Below are 12,988 nucleotides of genomic sequence, written 5' to 3' on the forward strand. Positions count from 1 at the left end.
TGGATGCATCCGGTGGCAAGACGGATCAGGACCGGGAGCGCTTGTCGTCGTCGCCGGGCGGCCGGGTGGCGAGATACCGCTCCAGTTCGGCGGCCAGTTCGTCGGCGCTGGGCAGATCTCGTTCGTCGAAGCCGCCCTCGTCGAACCGATCCGCATCCTCGGGGTCGCGACCGGCCATGTACGCGTCGTAGCGATTCTCGAGGGTGTGCACCATCTGGCGCAGCTCGTCGTTCCCCTCCACCTGCTCGTTCACCTTGGCGAGGAACTCTTCGCGTCCCTCCCGCAGGTCGTCGAGCCCGAGCACGATCCCGGTCGAACCCATGATCCGGTCGGCGGCGGCGATGACGGCCTCGGGGTTCTCCGTCTCGGCCAGATAGTGAGGAACGAGCAGTACGAAGCCCACGACGCGGTCGCCGCGCTCTGCGAAGCGGTACTCCAGCAGGTGTCCTGCCGTACCGGGAACCTGCGTGCGAGGACGCCACACCGACATGCTCGCCGTGATCTCCTTGCGGTTGCCGCTCACCGTGGTGCTGATCGGTCGGGTGTGCGGCACCGGCATCGCGATCGAGTGCACCCAGGTGACGCCCGAGACGGCGAACTCCTCGGCGAAGTCGAGCACGGTCTGGGCGAATGCGTTCCAGGCGAAGTCGGGCTCGTATCCCGAGAGAACAAGGAACTGCTGACCCAGCGCGTCGTGCGCGATCGACAGCTCGAGGCGCGCGGGGCGGTACTCGGTCAGGTGATCCTGCTCGAACACGAAGACCGGCCGGCGCGCCCGGTAATCCAGCAGCACGTCGTTGTCGTACACGGCCACCGGCTGCGGGTCGGAGACATCGCGTAGATGTTCGATGAGACCCGACACGGCGCTGCCTGCGTCCGTGAAGCCCGTGAGCAGGATGACCAGCGGCAGTCCCGGCGGGACGGCAGGGGCGTTCGCGACGCGTTCGTACAGCTCTCCGGAGACGGGCATGTCTCAATGCTACGAGCAGCGCGGCGCACGGGGCGCCCCACTGTCTCGCTCACAGCGAACACTGCTGGGATGCCAGGGGCGAGCGGTGCCTAGGATGGAACCATGACGCTTCCTGCGCTCTCGCACACCGTTGATCCATTTCCCGGGAGCGCTGCCGACGCCGCAGTGCTCGTCGTCCCGGACACCGAGGCGTTCCCGGATGCGCTGGATGCCTATCCAGGGCTGAAGGACGTGCTCGCCGCCGTCGGCTTCACCGGCGCGGCCTCGTCGTTCACCCGCGTGCACGCACCGTCGGTCACGCAGCTGCCGTTCGCGGTGGTCGGCGCGGGCAAGACAGCGGATGCCTCGTCCGTCCGCGACGCGGCCGGAACCGCGCTGCGCTCGCTGACCGGCTTCGCCGACGTCGCGCTCGCGCTCGCCGGGCCTCTGGACGAGTTCGCGGCCGCGGCCGCGGAGGGCGCCGTCTACGGCGGTTACCGCTTCGAGGGATACCGCGCCAAGCCCGGCAAGCCCCGGGCCGAGAACATCACAGTGCACAGCGCCAACGTGTCCGCGGACGACATCGAACGCGCCCGCGTGCTCGGCGACGCGCTCGCGCTCGTGAAGGATCTGGTCTCAGTGCCCGCCGAGTGGCAGAGTCCCGCCGATCTCGCGCAGAGCGCGGCGGATGCCGTCGCCGGCCTCGACGTGTCGGTCGACGTTCTCGACGAGAACGCGCTGGCCGAGCAGGGTTACGGCGGCGTGCTCGGCGTCGCACAGGGGTCGGATCGCCCGCCGCGCGTCGTGCGTCTCGAGTACGCCCCCGCAGACGCCGCCGGTCACATCGCACTGGTCGGAAAGGGCATCACGTTCGACACGGGAGGCCTATCACTCAAGCCTGCGGCGAGCATGGTCGGGATGAAGTTCGACATGGCCGGGTCCGCCACGGTCCTCGCCACGCTGAAGGCGATCGCCGAGCTGAAGCTGCCGGTCCGCGTCACCGCGTGGATGTGCATCACCGACAACATGCCCTCGGGCAGCGCGACCCGCCCCGGCGATGTGCTCCGCATGCTCGACGGCCAGACCGTCGAGGTGCTGAACACCGATGCGGAAGGCCGCCTGGTCCTCGCCGACGGACTCGTGGCCGCGAGCCGCGAGAACCCCGATGTCATCTTCGACGTCGCCACCCTCACCGGCGCGATCCTCGTGGCACTCGGGCACCGGCACACCGGCGTCATGGGCGACGACGACGCCGTGTCGGAGTACCTGGCCGCGGCCGAATCCGCAGACGAACTGGCCTGGCCGCTGCCGCTGCCGGACTACATGGAGGACTCCCTGGACTCCCCCATCGCCGACATGCTCAACGCCAACATGGGCGATCGCGCCGGCGGCTCGATGTTCGCAGGCCTCTTCCTGCAGCGCTTCGTCGGACGCACCGGCGACGCGGAAGACGCTCCGCGCATCCCGTGGGTGCACCTGGACATCGCCGGGTCGTCGGAGAACGGCAGCTCGCCGTACGGATTCACGGACAAGGGCGCGACCGGCGCGACCGTCCGCTCGCTCGTCGCGTTCGCCGAAGCACGCGCCAAGGAGGCCTGATGACCACGCACACCTTCGACCTCGTCGTCCTCGGCGGCGGCAGCGGCGGCTATGCCGCGGCTCTTCGTGCCGCCGAACTCGGCAAGAGCGTCGCGCTGATCGAGAAGGACAAGGTCGGCGGCACGTGCCTGCATCGCGGATGCATCCCGACCAAAGCGCTGCTGCACGCCGCCGAGGTGGCCGATCACGTCCGCGATGCGGGATCCGTCGGCATCGGCGCGACGTTCGACGGCGTCGACGCCGCCGGCGTCCGCGCCTACCGCGAGAACATCGTCGCGAAGAAGTACAAGGGCCTGGAGGGCCTCGTCAAGGCACGCGGCATCACGACCGTCGCAGGGACCGGCAAGCTCAACGCCGACCGCACCGTCTCGGTCGGCGACGACGTGTACAGCGGCACCGACGTCGTGCTCGCGACGGGCTCCTACAGCCGCTCGCTTCCCGGCCTCGACATCGGCGGACGCATCCTCACCAGCGAGCAGGCGCTCGAGCTGGATGTCGTCCCGGAGCGCGTCCTCGTGCTCGGCGGCGGAGTCATCGGCGTGGAGTTCGCGAGCGTGTGGCGCTCGTTCGGCGCCGAGGTGACGATCATCGAGGCGCTGCCGCACCTGGTCCCGAACGAGGACATCGCCCTCAGCAAGGGACTCGAGCGGGCGTTCCGCCGTCGCGGCATCCAGTATTCGCTCGGAACGCGCTTCCAGACGGCGACGCAGGATGACGCGAGCGTCACGGTCACGCTGGAAGACGGCAAGACCTTCACCGCCGACTACCTGCTCGTCGCCGTCGGCCGCGGGCCGGTCACGGCGGACCTCGGATTCGAGGATGCCGGGATCACCCTCGACCGCGGATTCGTGACCGTGGACGAGGAGCTTCGCACCGGCGTCCCGAACGTCTGGGCGGTCGGAGACATCGTTCCGGGGCTCCAGCTCGCACACCGAGGCTTCCTGCAGGGCATCGCAGTGGCAGAGCGGATCGCCGGCCTGTCCCCCGCTCCGCTTCCGGAATCGCAGATCCCGAAGATCACCTACTGCAACCCCGAGGTGGCGTCCGTCGGCGTGTCCGAGGAGGCCGCCGTCGCAGAGCACGGCGCCGACGCGGTCGTATCCTATGAATACAACCTCGCCGGCAACGGCAAGAGCGAGATCATCGGCACGACGGGCCTCGTGAAGGTCGTCCGACTGAAGGACGGGCCTGTCGTCGGAGTTCACCTTCTCGGCGATCGGGTCGGAGAACTCATCACCGAGGGACAGCTCGCCGTCGCCTGGGAGGCGCACCCCGAAGACATCGCCCCGCTCATCCACGCGCACCCGACGCAGAGCGAGGCACTCGGCGAGGCCTTCCTGGCGCTCTCCGGAAAACCATTGCACGCCCTCTGACCACCAACCGGTGTCAGGGTCACTAAGCTGAGTACGTCATAAACATTCTTGAAGGAGACTCCGTCATGAGCACATCCGTGGTCCTCCCCGCTCTCGGTGAGAGCGTCACAGAGGGTACGGTCACCCGCTGGCTGAAGCAGGTGGGAGACACCGTTCAGGCGGACGAGGGCCTGCTCGAGATCTCGACCGACAAGGTCGACACCGAGATTCCCTCCCCTGTCAGCGGCGTCATCGAGGAGATCCTCGTCGCCGAGGACGAGACCGTCGAGGTCGGCGCGCTTCTGGCGCGTATCGGCGACGGCAGCGGCGCTGCCCCCGCTTCGGATGCTCCGGCTGCCGCCGAATCCGCCCCGGAAGCCGCGCCCGCCGAGGCCGCCCCTGCGCAGGAGGCGCCCGCCGAAGCAGCAGAAGCCGAGACCGCGCCCGCCCAGGAAGCCGCCGCCGAATCCGCTCCGGCCGTTCCTTCCGGCGACGCGACCGACATCCGCCTCCCGGAGCTCGGCGAGAGCGTCACCGAGGGCACCGTCACCCGCTGGCTGAAGCAGGTCGGCGATGAGGTCGCCGTGGATGAGCCGCTGCTCGAGATCTCCACCGACAAGGTCGACACCGAGATCCCCTCGCCGGTCGCCGGAATCCTGCAGGAGATCGTCGCAGCTGAGGACGAGACCGTCGAGGTCGGCGGTGTCCTGGCCCGCGTCGGCTCCGGCGCTGCCCCCGCGGCTGACGCTCCGGCTCCTGCCGCTGAGGCTCCGGCACCCGCGGCCGAGTCCGCTCCGGCTCCTGAGGCGGAGGCTCCTGCCGCTCCGGCGCCTGCCCCCGAGACTCCGGCTGCTCCCGCTCCTGCCCCCGCCGCTCCCGCTCCGGCCCCCGCCGCAGCACAGCCGGCTGAAGAGAAGGCCGATGACAAGGGCTCGCTCTACGTGACGCCGCTCGTGCGCCGCCTGGCGTCGCAGCAGGGCGTCGATCTCGCCACCGTCACCGGCTCGGGCGTGGGAGGGCGCATCCGCAAGGAGGACGTCCTCAAGGCCGCCGAGGCCAAGGGCGCAGCACCTGCTGCGGCCGCCGCCGCTCCGGCACCCGCACCTCTCGAGGTCTCGCCGCTGCGCGGGACCACGCAGAAGATGTCGCGCCTGCGCAAGGTCGTCGCAGAGCGCGCCGTCGCTTCGATGCAGCAGACCGCACAGCTGACCACCTTCGTCGAGGTGGATGTGACGGCTCTGGCGAACTACCGCAACAGCGTCAAGGACGACTTCCTGAAGAAGACCGGCGACAAGCTGTCCTTCCTGCCGTTCTTCACGCTCGCCGCCGCGGAGGCCCTGCAGGCCTTCCCGATCATCAACGCGACGGTCGACGGTGAGAACATCGTCTACCCGGCGACCGAGAACATCTCGATCGCCGTCGACACCGAGCGAGGCCTGCTCACTCCGGTGCTGCGCGACGCGGCGTCGAAGAACCTCGCGCAGATCGCTCACGAGATCGCGGACCTCGCCGCTCGCACCCGCGACAACAAGCTGAAGCCCGACGAGCTCGCCGGTGGCACCTTCACGGTCACCAACACGGGCTCGCGCGGCGCGCTGTTCGACACCCCGCTGGTGTTCCTGCCGCAGTCGGCGATCCTCGGCACCGGCACCGTCTTCAAGCGCCCCGGCGTGGTGACGGTCGACGGCGTCGACGCGATCGCGATCCGCTCGTACGCGTACCTCGCGATCTCGTACGACCACCGCATCGTCGACGGCGCGGACGCGGCGCGCTTCCTCGGAGCGGTCAAGGCACGCCTGGAGGCCGCGAACTTCGCTGGCAACCTGGGCGCCTGACCTCAGGCAGTCACTCCGGCTGGTGCGCGACGTCGTAGATGTCGCGCACCAGCCATTTCTGTTCCCGGCGCTCGAGCACGAGCATCTGCTGCGCGCTCTCGCCGGACGCCTCGGTCGGGGCGAGCCTGACGACGGCGACATCGCCATAGTCGTCCACGAGCGTCGCCGTACTCGCCGCCGCCCCCTGCGCGACCAATCCTCCGGCCGGTGTCGCAACGCCCGCCGCGAGCGCTTCAGGGCACGCCTCCGCCGCCGCCTCGACGCAGCCCACGACGGTGTCGAGCAGTCCCGGCACCGACAGCAGCGGGTCCTCGCCCTCTGCGGGCGCGGAGACGACCGGATCCGGCCCCGCAGAGGGTTCCTCGGTCGCCGGAGCTGACTCGACGGGCTCATCCACCCTGACCGGCCGGCTTCCCTTCTGCGCGGCCTGTGCCGGATCGGCGTCCCCGCCCTCGGGCCACATCAGCCCGACCACGAGCACGACGGCGGCGAGCGAACCCGCCAGGATCAGCGGACGCCGCCGCGACCGTGGCGGCGCGCTGTTCTCCCGTCGTCGCTCGCCGACCTTCTCGCTGTCGCGGTGTCGCTTTCGCGTGAGCCGGGACAGCCCGGCGATCATGGCCTCCGACATCGTCTGCAGTGCGGTGCGTGCGGCATCCAGCGTTGACGGCCGGGCTGCGGCCGCGCGCGTCGTCGCACGCGTTCGTCGCGCGCGGCGCCCACCCTCGCCCTCGGGGCGCGGCACCCGGCGCGGCGCGAGATCGGCCGCGCGCTCGGGAGCGAAGACATCCAGTCTGAGCGCGCGCGGCGCCGCCACGGCGAACAGCTGGCCCTCCCAGCGGGCATCCGCGTCGTCATGATGGCGCCGATCGCGGAGCGCCGCAGCCATCTCGTCGAGAACACGGATCGTGGCCCTGTCATCGGTGTGCTCGGCGATGCGCTCGACGAGCGCGGACGTGCGCGCCCTGGCACTGCCGCCTGATCCGTGCACGAAGAGCGGTCGCCCATCGCCGGTGAGCCACCAGTCGCCCTCAGCGTCCGCAGCGTCCGCAGCGTCCGCGCCGAGTTCCCTCACGCCGCGCAGCAGGCTCACCACCAGCGTGCCCAGCTCGCCGGTGGCCAGCGGGGCTTCCGCCGCGCGTCGACGACCGAGAAAGCCCTCGACGGGCTGCGTGCACCACGGAAGCAACGCGTCATGCCCGTCTCTCCGGCGACGCACGTCGATCACCCCGCACACGTGCTCGGCGCCGGAGAAGGCCCATCCGGCCCACTCGGCGAGCTCCACGGCGTCGACGCACACGGCGACGCCGTCCTCATAGGCGACCAGGGCGCCGGGGAACGGTCCCTCCGTGCGGTCGACAGCGCGGATGAGACGATGGGCCCCCGGCACCAGCGCGGAACGATCTGCTGCGGCATCCGTCTCTGTCATCGGCCCATCACACCGCACCTGGGCCCCCGAAAAGGCCGGAGGGGCCCGAATGTGCACAGGTCGGCTCTCATCGCAGATGTGCAGGACTAGTGCGCCTCACGCGAACGCGAACATGAGGGGCTGCCGGACTCGGTATCCTGGTACGCATGGCTAAGCGTGCTCCCGAACCCGAAAAGCGTCCTGGGTTCTTCTCCCAGATCAAGTCCCTCTTCCGGTTCACACGCGAGATCTATCCGTGGCTCCCCTGGGCGCAGATCGCCATCCTCATCGGCGGCATCCTGCTCGGCCTCGTCGTCGGCTACCTCATCCCGCCGTTCCAGATCTGGTCCCTCGTGCTGTGGGGCGTCACCGGACTCATGGTCGGCGTGCTTGGGTCTCTCTTCCTGATGACGCGCCTGTCCACCAAGGCGATGTACCAGAAGATCGACGGTATGCCCGGCGCGACCGGCCATATCCTCAGCACGAGCCTCGGCCGCAAGTGGCAGGCGTCGGACACTCCGGTCGGCATCAACCCGAAGACGCAGGAGGCCGTGTACCGCGCCATCGGCCGCGGCGGCATCGTCGTGGTCGGCGAGGGAGCACGAGGCCGCCTCACGCGTCTCATCAACGAGGAGCGCACGAAGGCTCAGCGTGTCGCGCACGGCGTGCCGGTGCACGTCTACTACGTGGGTCACGGTGATGACGAGGTCGCGATCGCTGACCTCTCCAAGACCATCAAGAAGCTCCCCAAGGCCATCGACAAGACGACAATGGCCGCGGTCATCCGCCGTGTGGACTCAGTCTCCCAGTCTGTGACGTCGCTGCCGATCCCGAAGGGCATCGACCCGACCAAGGTCCGCGCGCAGCGCCCGCGCTAAAGCTCAGCGCGACTCCGGCAGGTGCTCCTTCGGGAGCCGCCGGACCTTGGCCCTGCGCCTGCGGCGCTCGGGCACCATCGAGCGCATCTCGTCGAGCTTGCCGAAGCACAGCAGCCGGTCGTCCGCCTCCAGCACGACGTGCTTGCGCGGATTGGGGATGACCGAGACGCCGCGGTGCAGCGTCAGAACGGTGATGTCCCGCTCCCACAGGCCCGACTCCCCCAGCGTCTTGCCGACCAGTTCAACAGCGCTGTGCACGCTGAGCTCCGCCACGCCGTAGCCTGCCGAGACGGTCAGGCGCTGGCGGACGTCGATCTCGGGGAACGCTACCTGCGCTGCGATGTAGTCGATGATCGCGCCGGCGACATCGAGCTTCGTCGCCTGCTCGATGCCCTGCAGACCCGGCGAGGAATTGACCTCCATCACCAGCGGCCCCTCGTCGCCCTCCAGCATGTCGACACCGGCCACCCGCAGCCCCATGATCTGCGCTGAGCGGACAGCGGCCCGCTCGTACTCGGGGTCGAGCTGGACGGCTTCGACGCTGCCGCCGCGGTGCACGTTCGAGCGGAACTCGTCTCCGGCGGCCACCCGTCGCATCGCCGCGACCACCCTGTCGCCGACGACGAGGGCGCGGATGTCGCGACCGCGGCTCTCCGAGACGAATCGCTGGATCAGCACGTTCTGCTTCGTCGAGTGCAGCGTCTCGATGATCGCCTCGGCGACCTTGACCTGCGGGGCGAGGATCACACCGATGCCCTGGGTGCCCTCCAGCAGCTTGATGACCACGGGTGCGCCGCCCACGCGCTCGATCGCGGGCCTCACATCGGCGCGGTTGCGCACGAACGCGGTCGCGGGCATGGCGATGTTGTGCCGTGACAGGATCTGGCTCGCGCGCAGCTTGTCGCGGGCGCTGGAGATGCCGTTCGCGGTGTTGGGCGTGTAGACGTCCATCTGCTCGAACTGCCGGACGACGGCCGTGCCGAAGTAGGTGATCGAGCTTCCGATCCGGGGCAGGATCGCGTCGTAGTCGCTGAGCGGCTTGCCCCGGAAATGCAGATCGGGTTCGTCGGCGGTGAGGTCGATCGCGAACTTCAGCGTATTGAGTACTTTCACGTCGTGTCCGCGCTGGATCGCGGCTGCGCGCAACCGCTGCGTCGAGTATGCCTGGGGTGCACGGCTGAGTACGGCGAGCTTCACGTCTGTTTCCTGCCAAGATGTATCGCGTGGTTAGGACATCTCATTCAAACACTCTTACCGGGTGGCGTGAATGGGTGAGCCTGCCCGACGCCGGCGTCGACTGGATCAAGGCGAAGATCGACACCGGCGCGCGCACCTCCTCGCTGCACGCCTTCGACGTCGTCGAGTTCGACCGCGAGGGCGAAGCCTGGGTGCGGTTCCGGGTGAACCCGTGGCAGCACACCGACGCTGAGGCCACGATCGTCGAGTGCCCGATCCACGATCGGCGCGAGGTGCGCAGCTCGTCCGGCCACTCGCAGGAACGTCTGGTCGTGCTGCTGGCGATCCGTCTGGTCGACCGGCTCATAGTCTCCGAGGTGACGCTGAGCAATCGTGACGAGATGGGATTCCGGATGCTGATCGGCAGGGAGGCCCTGCGTCGCGGGTTCATCGTCGACCCCGCCCGTTCGTTCCTCGGCGGCCGCGCCCCCAAGGAGGCCCGCCGCCGCAATCGCGGTGCAGCTGACGTCACGCCCTGATTAGGACCGTGCCGACCGCCTTGTCGTGCAGTCCGCGCTGATCCTGGTCCCAGATGACGGCGGGGATGACGAGCACGAGCAGCAGAGTGCGCACGATCGGGCGCCACAGGCCCACCCATGCCCCGTTCGCGAGCACCAGGCGCATGCCGAGGATGCGATGCCCCGGGCTGCCGCCGATCGTCGGGATGAACAGGATCTGGACGACCGCGAACACGACCAGCGTCGCAAGCGAGTCGTACTGGAAGAACGCGATCGAGATGACCACGGCGGCTGCCCAGTCGATTGCGAGAGCGCCGATGCGCCGGCCGACGCGGGCGATGCTCCCCGGCCCTGCCGTGGGGTAGCCGAGACGCTCCCCTGGATACGAGTTCACGGCGTCCGTCACACATCCATCCTATCGAGGGTCTGTAACATGGCCGAAACAAAGAGGACACGGCTGAGAAACCCCTGCGCCCTACTGTTCATGCAGGCCCGAAGGCCCCGATCCGCGTCATCCAGGAGTGATAAATGTTCACCGATTCATCCGAGGTGCTGAGCTACATCAAGGAGAACGACGTCAAATTCCTTGACATTCGTTTCACCGATCTGCCCGGCGTGCAGCAGCACTTCAACATCCCGGCGTCGACCGTCGACGAGGCCTTCTTCACGGATGGTCAGCTCTTCGACGGCTCCTCGATCCGCGGCTTCGCCAGCATCCACGAATCGGACATGCAGCTCATCCCGGACGTGACCACCGCCTACGTCGACCCGTTCCGCGAGGCCAGCACGCTGGTGATGCTCTTCGACATCTACAACCCGCGCACCGGCGAGATCTACTCGAAGGACCCGCGCCAGGTCGCGAAGAAGGCCGAGAAGTACCTCGTCTCCACCGGCATCGCAGACACCGCGTTCTTCGCTCCGGAGGCGGAGTTCTACATCTTCGACGACGTGCGCTACTCCGTCAGCGCCGGCGAGAGCTTCTACAAGGTCGACTCCGAAGAGGCGGCATGGAACACCGGTCGTGAGGAAGAGGGCGGGAACCTCGCCAACAAGACCCCCTACAAGGGCGGCTACTTCCCCGTCAGCCCTGTCGACAAGACGGCCGATCTGCGCGACGACATCACCCTGCGCCTGATCGACGCCGGCTTCCACCTGGAGCGCTCGCACCACGAGGTGGGCACGGCAGGTCAGCAGGAGATCAACTACCGCTTCGACACGATGGTGCACGCGGCGGACGACATCCTGAAGTTCAAGTACATCGTCAAGAACACCTGCGAGGAGTGGGGCAAGGTCGCGACCTTCATGCCCAAGCCGCTCTACGGTGACAACGGCTCCGGCATGCACACGCACCAGTCGCTGTGGAGCGAGGGCAAGCCGCTGTTCTACGACGAGGCCGGCTACGGACAGCTCAGCGACGTCGCGCGCTGGTACATCGGCGGCATCCTGGCCCACGCGCCTGCGCTGCTCGCCTTCACCAACCCGACCCTGAACAGCTACCACCGTCTGGTCAAGGGCTTCGAGGCTCCGGTCAACCTCGTCTACTCGGCCGGCAACCGCTCCGCCGCGATCCGCATCCCGATCACGGGCTCGAACCCGAAGGCCAAGCGCATCGAGTTCCGCGCCCCCGACGCCTCGGGCAACCCGTACCTCGCCTTCGCGGCGCAGCTGATGGCGGGACTGGACGGCATCAAGAACCGCATCGAGCCGCACGAGCCCGTCGACAAGGACCTCTACGAGCTTCCTCCCGAGGAGGCGAAGAACATCCCGCAGGTGCCCAACTCGCTGCTGGACTCTCTCGACGCACTCCGCGACGACCACCAGTTCCTGCTCGAGGGCGGCGTGTTCACGCCCGAGCTGATCGAGACCTGGATCTCGTACAAGATCGAGAACGAGATCCTGCCGATCGCGCAGCGTCCGCACCCGTTCGAGTTCGAGCTGTACTTCGGGGTCTGATCCTTCGCACACCGTAGAAGAGCCGGGTCCGCACTGCGCGGATCCGGCTCTTCTGCGTCGAGCAGCCAGGCGTTACGGTTCAGTATGGGCAAACTCAAGTACGACCACACCGCCGAACCGATCCAGATCGAGGACGTCACGCTGGCGCACCTGAAAGTGGTGATCGCCACCAAGCTCCGCCGCCAGGAGAGCTTCATGATGACCTGGCGCCCGATCGATCAGGGCGAAGGCGGCCGGCTCACGGCCTGGATCCACCCCTCCGTGCCGCTCGTGTTCGTCTTCGACAGCCCCGATGCGCCCGCGATCGACTCCAAGCGGCTGGAGGAGATGATCCACGCCACGAACGCCACCGGCGAACTGGTGCTCGATCATCTCGTGAAGACGCTGGACTGAGCCGTCCGCTCAGAGCACGTTCAGGGCGCCCGCCTGCACGCGCACCTCGAATGACGACACCTCGCCGAACTCCTCGCCGTCGACCTCGAATGCGAGGGGCTGCTCGAGTTCGACGCGCACGCGCTCCGCTGTCAGGTGCTGCGTCGACTCCGTGCTCACTGCGCTCTCGCCGCGGGTGAGAATACGGCGGATGCCGTTGTCCCAGACGACGGAGCGCACGGTGTCGAGCCACTGCAGCGCGCCGTCTGCGCTCACCAGCAGCAGGTCGAGTCGGCCGTCGTCCAGCTTGGCGTCCGGCAGCAGTCGCACCCCGCCCTGGACCATGCCGCAGTTGCCGATCAGCAGCGTGTGCCCGCGGACCTCCTGCGGTTCGCCGTCATCGATGGTCAGCGTGACGCCCGTCATCTCCGTGCCGGCCATCGCCCGTCCCATGGCCTCGACGTACGCGAGCCATCCGGCTCTGTCCTTCAGATCGTCATCGGTCTCGACGAGCATCTGCGCGTCGACGCCGAACCCGACCATGACCGCGAACGCGCGCTCCCCGTCGTCGGTGCGCACCCAGCCGAGATCGATCTGCCGCGGTTCGCCGCCCTTGATCCGGCGGAGCGCCGCGGGGATGTTCTCCAGCGGAACGTCGAGGTTGCGTGCGAGCAGGTTGCCGGTGCCCTGCGGAACGATGCCCAGCGCGGCATCGGTGCCCGCGAGCGTCTCCGCCACCGCACGGACGGTCCCGTCTCCCCCGACGGCGATCACGACCGAGCATCCCGCGGCCACGGCATCCTGCGCCATTCCGTGGCCCGGATCGTCGGGAGTGGTCTCCCACCAGCGCACGTCGTCTCCAAGGTGCTCGGCCACGGCCTTGCGCAGCTTCTCCTCATCGACCTTCGAAGGATTCCAGATGAGGCCGTAGCTCGTCGCTGTCATGTG

Annotated in this window: 12 protein-coding genes; 7 read left to right on the plus strand and 5 right to left on the minus strand. The window is 68.5% G+C overall.

Annotation, left to right across the window (positions count from 1 at the left end; all coding sequences use genetic code 11):
• Positions 1-25 precede the first annotated feature (25 nt).
• Entirely contained in the window at positions 26-970 is a 945-nt protein-coding gene (locus MAE01_RS06515; protein WP_147038742.1) for a proteasome assembly chaperone family protein, read from the minus strand.
• 102 nt (positions 971-1,072) lie between these two features.
• Here MAE01_RS06515 and MAE01_RS06520 point away from each other — a divergent pair, with 102 nt between their 5' ends.
• The 3 genes from MAE01_RS06520 to sucB all read left to right on the plus strand — a co-directional run bounded on the left by MAE01_RS06520 (position 1,073) and on the right by sucB (position 5,735).
• Positions 1,073-2,548 carry a leucyl aminopeptidase gene (locus MAE01_RS06520; RefSeq protein WP_147038743.1) on the plus strand — a complete coding sequence of 492 codons (1,476 nt, stop codon included), beginning with the start codon at positions 1,073-1,075 and terminating at the stop codon, positions 2,546-2,548.
• Positions 2,548-3,921 carry a dihydrolipoyl dehydrogenase gene (lpdA, locus tag MAE01_RS06525; protein WP_147038744.1) on the plus strand — a complete coding sequence of 458 codons (1,374 nt, stop codon included), beginning with the start codon at positions 2,548-2,550 and terminating at the stop codon, positions 3,919-3,921. The genes MAE01_RS06520 and lpdA overlap by 1 nt, the downstream gene beginning before the upstream one ends.
• A gap of 65 nt (positions 3,922-3,986) precedes the next feature.
• Positions 3,987-5,735: a 2-oxoglutarate dehydrogenase, E2 component, dihydrolipoamide succinyltransferase gene (gene sucB / locus MAE01_RS06530; protein WP_147038745.1), complete on the plus strand. Its 1,749-nt coding sequence runs from the start codon at positions 3,987-3,989 to the stop codon at positions 5,733-5,735.
• Positions 5,736-5,745: 10 nt separating this feature from the next.
• Here the strand turns inward: sucB and MAE01_RS16150 are convergent, their stop codons facing one another.
• A complete protein-coding gene (locus tag MAE01_RS16150; RefSeq protein ID WP_229718185.1) occupies positions 5,746-7,164 on the minus strand; it encodes a hypothetical protein in 1,419 nt (472 codons plus the stop codon).
• A gap of 146 nt (positions 7,165-7,310) precedes the next feature.
• On the opposite strand from MAE01_RS16150, the gene MAE01_RS06540 reads away from it, so the two are divergent.
• Positions 7,311-8,021, plus strand: a complete 711-nt coding sequence (locus MAE01_RS06540) for a DUF4191 family protein (protein ID WP_147038746.1) — start codon at positions 7,311-7,313, stop codon at positions 8,019-8,021.
• Positions 8,022-8,024: 3 nt separating this feature from the next.
• Here MAE01_RS06540 and MAE01_RS06545 read toward each other — a convergent pair whose 3' ends face one another.
• Positions 8,025-9,218: a RimK family alpha-L-glutamate ligase gene (locus MAE01_RS06545; protein WP_147038747.1), complete on the minus strand. Its 1,194-nt coding sequence runs from the start codon at positions 9,216-9,218 to the stop codon at positions 8,025-8,027.
• A 17-nt stretch (positions 9,219-9,235) separates the two neighbouring features.
• Between MAE01_RS06545 and MAE01_RS06550 the strand changes: the two genes are divergently transcribed.
• Positions 9,236-9,736 carry an ATP-dependent zinc protease family protein gene (locus MAE01_RS06550; protein WP_147038748.1) on the plus strand — a complete coding sequence of 167 codons (501 nt, stop codon included), beginning with the start codon at positions 9,236-9,238 and terminating at the stop codon, positions 9,734-9,736.
• On the opposite strand, the gene MAE01_RS06555 is transcribed toward MAE01_RS06550, so the two are convergent.
• Entirely contained in the window at positions 9,726-10,121 is a 396-nt protein-coding gene (locus MAE01_RS06555) for an RDD family protein (RefSeq protein ID WP_229718184.1), read from the minus strand. The two genes, MAE01_RS06550 and MAE01_RS06555, sit on opposite strands and share 11 nt — an antisense overlap.
• A gap of 122 nt (positions 10,122-10,243) precedes the next feature.
• Between MAE01_RS06555 and glnA the strand changes: the two genes are divergently transcribed.
• Entirely contained in the window at positions 10,244-11,668 is a 1,425-nt protein-coding gene (glnA, locus tag MAE01_RS06560; RefSeq protein WP_147038749.1) for a type I glutamate--ammonia ligase, read from the plus strand.
• Positions 11,669-11,752: 84 nt separating this feature from the next.
• Positions 11,753-12,061: a DUF7882 family protein gene (locus tag MAE01_RS06565; protein WP_147038750.1), complete on the plus strand. Its 309-nt coding sequence runs from the start codon at positions 11,753-11,755 to the stop codon at positions 12,059-12,061.
• Positions 12,062-12,070: 9 nt separating this feature from the next.
• On the opposite strand, the gene MAE01_RS06570 is transcribed toward MAE01_RS06565, so the two are convergent.
• A complete protein-coding gene (locus MAE01_RS06570; protein ID WP_147038751.1) occupies positions 12,071-12,985 on the minus strand; it encodes a diacylglycerol/lipid kinase family protein in 915 nt (304 codons plus the stop codon).
• Positions 12,986-12,988: the final 3 nt, after the last annotated feature.

Origin of the sequence: Microbacterium aerolatum (assembly GCF_007988825.1) — a bacterium.
In the GTDB taxonomy this organism is placed as follows: Bacteria; Actinomycetota; Actinomycetes; order Actinomycetales; family Microbacteriaceae; genus Microbacterium; species Microbacterium aerolatum.

What these genes read in the sequence shown, in the direction of transcription:
- lpdA (WP_147038744.1), top strand. Translation starts at nt 2,548, where the DNA reads ATGACCACGCACACCTTCGACCTCGTCGTCCTCGGCGGCGGCAGCGGC.
- MAE01_RS06570 (WP_147038751.1), bottom strand. Translation starts at nt 12,985, where the DNA reads ATGACAGCGACGAGCTACGGCCTCATCTGGAATCCTTCGAAGGTCGAT.
- MAE01_RS06565 (WP_147038750.1), top strand. Translation starts at nt 11,753, where the DNA reads ATGGGCAAACTCAAGTACGACCACACCGCCGAACCGATCCAGATCGAG.
- MAE01_RS06540 (WP_147038746.1), top strand. Translation starts at nt 7,311, where the DNA reads ATGGCTAAGCGTGCTCCCGAACCCGAAAAGCGTCCTGGGTTCTTCTCC.
- glnA (WP_147038749.1), top strand. Translation starts at nt 10,244, where the DNA reads ATGTTCACCGATTCATCCGAGGTGCTGAGCTACATCAAGGAGAACGAC.
- MAE01_RS06515 (WP_147038742.1), bottom strand. Translation starts at nt 970, where the DNA reads ATGCCCGTCTCCGGAGAGCTGTACGAACGCGTCGCGAACGCCCCTGCC.
- MAE01_RS06520 (WP_147038743.1), top strand. Translation starts at nt 1,073, where the DNA reads ATGACGCTTCCTGCGCTCTCGCACACCGTTGATCCATTTCCCGGGAGC.
- MAE01_RS06550 (WP_147038748.1), top strand. Translation starts at nt 9,236, where the DNA reads ATGTATCGCGTGGTTAGGACATCTCATTCAAACACTCTTACCGGGTGG.
- MAE01_RS16150 (WP_229718185.1), bottom strand. Translation starts at nt 7,164, where the DNA reads ATGACAGAGACGGATGCCGCAGCAGATCGTTCCGCGCTGGTGCCGGGG.
- sucB (WP_147038745.1), top strand. Translation starts at nt 3,987, where the DNA reads ATGAGCACATCCGTGGTCCTCCCCGCTCTCGGTGAGAGCGTCACAGAG.